Raw genomic sequence first — 6,234 nt, forward strand, 5'->3', positions numbered from 1 at the left:
GGCCGGCGCCCCGGTACGGACGACGCGGCGCCGCTACGACCGCGCCGCTACGTCCGCGCCGCGCCGGCCCAGGGCGCGCGGCGGGCCGACCACAGCGCGCGGGCCCGGCGCGGGCCGCGCAGGCGGTCGGTGAAGACCGTGCCGTCCAGATGGTCGCACTCGTGCTGCAGGCAGCGCGCGAAGAACCCGGTCCCGGACACCGTGACCGCCTCGCCCCACATGTCGAAGCCCGCCACCACGGCCTCGTCGCTGCGCCGCGTGCCCGACTCGATGCCGGGCAGCGACAGGCAGCCCTCGGCGCCGGTGACCGCGACCCCGCCGAGCCGGACCGGCCCGGGATTGACCAGATGGCCCAAGTGCCGGCGGTCCTCGTCGTCCGGGCAGTCGTAGACGAACACCCGCAGCGGTACGCCGATCTGGTTGGCGGCCAGGCCCACCCCGCCGGCCGCGTACATGGTGGCGAACATGTCCTCCACCAGCCGGACCAGCCCGGCGCCGAACTCGCCCACCTCGGCGCACGGCGCGTGCAGCGCGCGGTCGCCGAGTACCCGGACCCGGTGGACGGCGCCGGTACTGCCGGGGATGCTGCCATATCGCATGCCGGACAGAGTAAGGGCCGATCGGGGCGGCGCGGTGCGGTCCCGGGGCGGGGAGTCGATAGGCTGGGCCGCAACCGGAAGTTGTCGACCGCAGCGACGGCGAGCAGGGGTGGAGGACCGGCCGCGGCAAGCGCAGCGGCGCGGCCGGACGTCGAGGAGGAACAGAGACGATGGCAGGCAACTCGGAGCCGCTGTCGCCGCGGGCCAAGCTGGCCGTGACGGCGGGCAAGGCCGCGGCGGCGGTGTCGCGCGCGGCGGGCAAGGGCAGCGGATCGGTGATCGGCGGCAAGGTGGCGCTGCGGTTCGACCCCGACCTGCTGGCCAGGCTCGCCCGGCACCTGGACGTGGTGCTGGTGTCCGCCACCAACGGCAAGACCACCACCACCCGGCTGCTCGCCGAGGCGCTGCGCGCCAACGGCCCGGTGGTCTCCAACGCGCTGGGCGCGAACATGCCAGCCGGCATCACCTCCGCGCTGGCCGGCGGCTCCGACGCCCGCTACGGCGTCATCGAGGTCGACGAGAAGTACCTGGCCGGCGTGGCCAGGGACGTGGCCCCCAAGGCCATCGCGCTGCTCAACCTCTCCCGCGACCAGCTGGACCGCGCCGCGGAGACCCGGATGCTCGCCGAGAAGTGGCGCGAGGGCCTGGCCGGCTCGGAGGCGATCATCATCGCCAACGCCGACGACCCGCTGATCACCTGGGCGGCCTCCTCGAGCCCGACCGTGGTGTGGGTGGCGGCCGGCCAGGAGTGGAAGGACGACGCCTGGTCCTGCCCGTCCTGCGGCGGCGTGCTCCAGCGCCCGTCCGAGGACTGGTTCTGCGGCGAGTGCGGCTTCCGCCGCCCCACCCCGACCTGGGCGCTGTCCGGCGACCACGTGGTGGATCCGTACGGGGTGGCCTGGCCCATCCACCTGCAGCTGCCGGGCCGCGCCAACAAGTCCAACGCCGCGGTGTCCGCCGCCGCGGCCGCCGCGTTCGGCGTGGACCCCAAGATCGCGCTGGAGCGGATGTACAAGGTGCAGGCGGTGGCCGGGCGCTACGACGTGGTGACCTTCCGCCAGCGCGAACTGCGGCTGCTGCTGGCGAAGAACCCGGCCGGCTGGCTGGAGACGTTCTCGCTGATCGACGGTCCGCCGACCCCGGTCATCCTCTCGGTGAACGCCCGCGGCGCGGACGGCACCGACACCTCCTGGCTGTGGGACGTGGACTACACCCGGCTGGCCGGGCACCCGATCATGGTGATCGGCGACCGCAAGATGGACCTGGCGGTACGGCTGGAGGTCGCCGGGCTGCAGTTCCGGGTCTGCGCCGACCTGGACGAGGCGGTACGGTCGGCGCCGCAGGGCCGGATCGAGACCATCGCCAACTACACGGCCTTCCAGGATCTGCGCCGCCGCGTCGGCAACTGAAGCCCTACGAGCCCGGTCCGCGCCGGCCCGCGTCCGCCGTGAGCCCGGCCCGCGCCCGGCACCGACTCCCGAGGAGAAGCACGCATGAGTGAGTCCAGCCTGCGCCTGGTGTGGGTCTACCCCGACCTGCTGAGCACCTACGGCGACCAGGGCAACGCGCTGGTGGTGGAGCGGCGGGCGCTGCAGCGCCGGGTGCCGGTCACCCGGGTCGACGTGCGGTCCGACCAGCCGGTGCCGACCTCGGGCGACATCTACCTGATCGGCGGCGGCGAGGACCGGCCGCAGCGCCTGGCGGCCGAGCGGCTGCGCCGCGACGGCGGGCTGAGCCGCGCGGTGGCCAACGGTGCGATCGTCTTCTCGGTGTGCGCGGGCTACCAGATCCTCGGCCACGAGTTCGTCAACGACCTGGGCCGCCCGGAGCCGGGCCTCGGCCTGCTGGACGTGGTGAGCACCCGCGGCGAGGGCGAGCGCTGCGTCGGCGACGTGCTGGCCGACATCGACCCGCGGCTGAGCCTGCCGCCGCTGACCGGCTTCGAGAACCACCAGGGCATCACCCATCTCGGCCCGAGCGCCCGCCCGTTGGCCCGGCTGCGGGTCGGCAAGGGCAACGGCACCGGCGACGGCACCGAGGGCGCCTTCAACGACACGGTGTTCGGCACGTACATGCACGGACCGGTGATGGCCCGCAATCCGCAGATCGGCGACCTGCTGATCAAGCTGGCCCTCGATGTGAACGCGCTGCCGCCGGTCGACGACCAGTGGTACGAGGCGCTGCGCGCGGAGCGGATCGCCGCGGCGGTGCAGCCGGCCTGACCCCGGCCTGACCCCGGCCGCCACGGCCCCGCCCGGGCCGGCTCCACGGCCGGTCCCCCGCGCCCGGTCGCGCGCCCGGTCCTTCGCGTCCCCCGCGCCTCCCCGCCCTGGGCATGCCCCCGTCACGCTGCGAAACCGTTCCCCGGAGTTCCGGTAATCGTCAGGTGTCCGCAGTCCGGTCGGCGTGGAGGGCCCGCGCCGGGGATCGCTAAACTTGCCCTGATCCATCCGGACGACGGGGTCCGGCCGTCCGGTCGAGTTGCGGGAGTAGCGAGAGCAATGCGTATTGGTGTGCTGACCAGCGGCGGCGACTGCCCCGGGCTGAACGCCGTCATCCGGTCCGTGGTGCACCGCGCCGTGGTGGACCACAGTGACGAGGTCATCGGCTTCCACGACGGCTGGAAGGGCCTGCTCGAATGCGACTACCGCAAGCTGGATCTGGACGCGGTCAGCGGCATCCTGGCCCGCGGCGGCACCATCCTCGGCTCCTCCCGCGTCCAGCCGGCCCATCTGCGGGACGGCGTGGCGACGGCGAAGGGCCACGTCCAGGACCTCGGTCTGGACGCGATCATCCCGATCGGCGGTGAGGGCACCCTCAAGGCCGCCCGGCTGCTGTCGGACGCGGGCCTGCCCATAGTCGGCGTGCCCAAGACCATCGACAACGACATCACCGCCACCGACGTCACCTTCGGTTTCGACACCGCGGTGGGCGTGGCGACCGAGGCGCTGGACCGGCTGAAGACCACCGCCGAGTCGCACCAGCGGGTACTGATCGTCGAGGTCATGGGCCGGCACACCGGCTGGATCGCGCTGCACTCGGGCATGGCGGCCGGCGCGCACGCCATCCTGGTGCCGGAGCGGCCGTTCGACGTGGCGGAGCTGGCCCGGGTGGTCGGCGAGCGCTTCGAGGCGGGCAAGAAGTTCGCGATCGTGGTGGTGTCCGAGGGCGCCAAGCCGCGCCCGGGGACGATGGACTTCACATCCGGCGCCAAGGACATCTACGGCCACGAGCGCTTCAGCGGTGTCGCCAACCAGCTCTCGGTGGAGCTGGAGGAGCGGCTCGGCAAGGAGGCCCGGCCGGTGATCCTGGGCCATGTGCAGCGCGGTGGCACCCCGACCGCGTACGACCGGGTGCTCGCCACCCGCTTCGGCTGGCACGCCGTGGAGGCGGTGCACAACGGCCGGTTCGGCATGATGACGGCACTGCGCGGCACCGACATCACCCTGGTGCCGCTGGCCGAGGCCGTCGAGCAGCTCAAGACGGTGCCGGCCGACCGCTATGTCGAGGCGGAGTGCGTGCTCTGACCGTCCCGTGGACGGTCCCCGGAGTGTCTGCCCGCCCCCGGCCGGAATCGCGGCCAGGGGCGGTTCTAGTCTGGTGCGGGCACAACGGTCGAAGGAGTGACAGATGGATCACGGCGGGCACGGTATGCAGATGGACCTGCCGCCGTTCACCCTCGGCCGGAGCCTGGTCTTCAGCGGGGGCGATCCGTTCTTCCTGATCGGCTGTCTGCTGCTGCTGGCGCTCTACGGCTTCGGGGTGGTGCGGCTGCGGCTGCGCGGCGACCGCTGGTCGGTGGGCCGCACCGCGGCCTTCGTGACCGGCGTGCTGACGGTCGGTGTGACGATGTGCACCCGGCTCAACGACTACGGCATGGTCATGTTCAGCGTGCACATGGTGCAGCACATGATCCTCAGCATGCTCTCCCCGATCCTGCTGCTGCTCGGGGCTCCGGTGACGCTGGCGCTGCGGGCGCTGCCGGCTGCCGAGCGCGGGCACATCGGGCCGCGCGAGCTGCTGGTGAAGCTGCTGCACAGCCGGTACATGCGGTACATCACGCACCCGGCGTTCACCATTCCGCTGTTCATCGCGAGCCTGTACGGGCTGTACTTCACGCCGCTGTTCGACACGCTGATGAGCACCAGGACCGGGCACATCGCGATGATGGTGCACTTCCTGGCGGTGGGCCTGGTGTTCTTCTGGCCGATCATGGGCGTCGATCCCGGGCCGCACCGGCCGGGCTATGTGATGCGCATGCTGGAGCTGTTCGCGGGGATGCCGTTCCACGCCTTCTTCGGGGTGGCGTTGATGATGGCGAGCGAGCCGATGGTCACCACCTTCCTGCATCCGCCGGCCTCGCTCGGGGTGGATCCGCTGAACGACCAGACGTCGGCCGGCGGTATCGCCTGGGCGTTCAGCGAGGTGCCGTCGGTCATCGTGCTGGTGGCGCTGCTCTTCCAGTGGTACACCTCCGAGCAGCGGCAGGCGCGCCGCTCGGACCGGGCCGCGGACCGCGACGGGGACGCCGAACTCGTCGCGTACAACGCCTATTTGGCATCCTTGCAGGGGCGCGGTCGCGGCTGACCGACGTCCTGCGGTCGGCGCCGGAGGAAGGGCGGGCGATGCCGGGACCGGTGAAGGCGATGGCGGTGTGCACGGTGGCGTGCCTGGTGGCGGTGGTCGGCTACTCGGCGGCGATCGGATCGAGCGGTCTGCTGTGGCTGGGCTGGGTGGTGCTGGGCCTGTGCACGGCGGGTGTCGCGGCGCTGAAAGTGCCGCGCTGAGGAGATCGCGCCGGCGGCCGGCGGGTCGCCGCGGACGCGGGCCGGGACGCTGGTCCGGGCGCGGGTCGGCGACCGTCCGGGCCCCTTCGGTCACCCGTTCGCCGGAGCGCTGCCCCACAGCCCTGGTCGCGGCGGGTACGGGGGCACTACTCTGCCGTGGCACCGGAGCACCGGGCAGCGCAGCCGGGCGTCACCGAACCGGTCGAGGGAGGCACGTCGCGGTGTTCTACCGGGTGCTCAAGTACGTGCTGCTGGGCCCGCTGCTGCGGCTGTTCTTCCGGCCGCGGATCGAGGGCCTGGACCATGTCCCGGACAGCGGCCCCGCCATCATCGCGGGCAACCACCTGTCCTTCGCCGACCACTTCGTGATGCCGACGGTCCTGCACCGGCGGATCACCTTCCTGGCCAAGGCGGAGTACTTCACCGGGCCGGGCATCAAGGGGCGGCTGACCGCGGCCTTCTTCCGCGGCATCGGCCAGATCCCGGTGGACCGGTCCGGCGGCAAGGCCTCGCACGCGGCCATCGACGCGGCGCTCGGCGTACTGGGCCGCGGTGAGCTGCTGGGGATCTACCCGGAGGGCACCCGGTCGCACGACGGGCGGCTCTACCGGGGGGCGGACCGGGGTGGCGGTGATGGCGCTGCGGTCGGGGGCGCCGGTGATCCCGTGCGCGATGGTCGGCACCTTCGAACTCCAGCCGCCGGGGCGGACGATCCCCCGGCTCGGCCGGGTCACCATCCGCTTCGGCGCGCCGCTGGACTTCAGCCGGTTCGCCGGACTGGAGGGCGAGCGGTACGCGGTGCGGACAGTGACGGACGAGATCATGTACGAGGTGCTGGCGCTGTCCGG

General features: G+C 72.7%; 6 protein-coding genes and 1 pseudogene. 6 read left to right on the top strand and 1 reads right to left on the bottom strand.

The features are described from left to right. Positions 1-47 precede the first annotated feature (47 nt). A complete protein-coding gene (def, locus tag GA0115240_RS21320) occupies positions 48-599 on the bottom strand; it encodes a peptide deformylase (RefSeq protein ID WP_176725132.1) in 552 nt (183 codons plus the stop codon). Positions 600-769: 170 nt separating this feature from the next. On the opposite strand from def, the gene GA0115240_RS21325 reads away from it, so the two are divergent. The 6 genes and pseudogenes from GA0115240_RS21325 to GA0115240_RS21345 form a co-directional block, all read left to right on the top strand. Then, positions 770-2,008, top strand: coding sequence for a MurT ligase domain-containing protein (locus tag GA0115240_RS21325; RefSeq protein ID WP_093738601.1), 1,239 nt, complete (start codon positions 770-772; stop codon positions 2,006-2,008). A gap of 84 nt (positions 2,009-2,092) precedes the next feature. Further along, positions 2,093-2,821: a type 1 glutamine amidotransferase gene (locus GA0115240_RS21330; RefSeq protein ID WP_093738603.1), complete on the top strand. Its 729-nt coding sequence runs from the start codon at positions 2,093-2,095 to the stop codon at positions 2,819-2,821. A gap of 279 nt (positions 2,822-3,100) precedes the next feature. Continuing rightward, a complete protein-coding gene (locus GA0115240_RS21335; RefSeq protein ID WP_093738605.1) occupies positions 3,101-4,126 on the top strand; it encodes a 6-phosphofructokinase in 1,026 nt (341 codons plus the stop codon). A gap of 103 nt (positions 4,127-4,229) precedes the next feature. Then, the gene (locus GA0115240_RS21340) at positions 4,230-5,186 is read left to right on the top strand and encodes a cytochrome c oxidase assembly protein (protein ID WP_093738607.1); all 957 of its coding nucleotides are present in this window, start codon (positions 4,230-4,232) and stop codon (positions 5,184-5,186) included. A 38-nt stretch (positions 5,187-5,224) separates the two neighbouring features. Beyond that, positions 5,225-5,386: a hypothetical protein gene (locus tag GA0115240_RS37095; protein ID WP_176725133.1), complete on the top strand. Its 162-nt coding sequence runs from the start codon at positions 5,225-5,227 to the stop codon at positions 5,384-5,386. A gap of 221 nt (positions 5,387-5,607) precedes the next feature. Continuing rightward, positions 5,608-6,234, top strand: a pseudogene (locus GA0115240_RS21345) (lysophospholipid acyltransferase family protein); the annotation flags it as partial.

The sequence above is a fragment of the Streptomyces sp. DvalAA-14 genome (genome assembly GCF_900091855.1).
GTDB lineage: Bacteria > Actinomycetota > Actinomycetes > Streptomycetales > Streptomycetaceae > Actinacidiphila.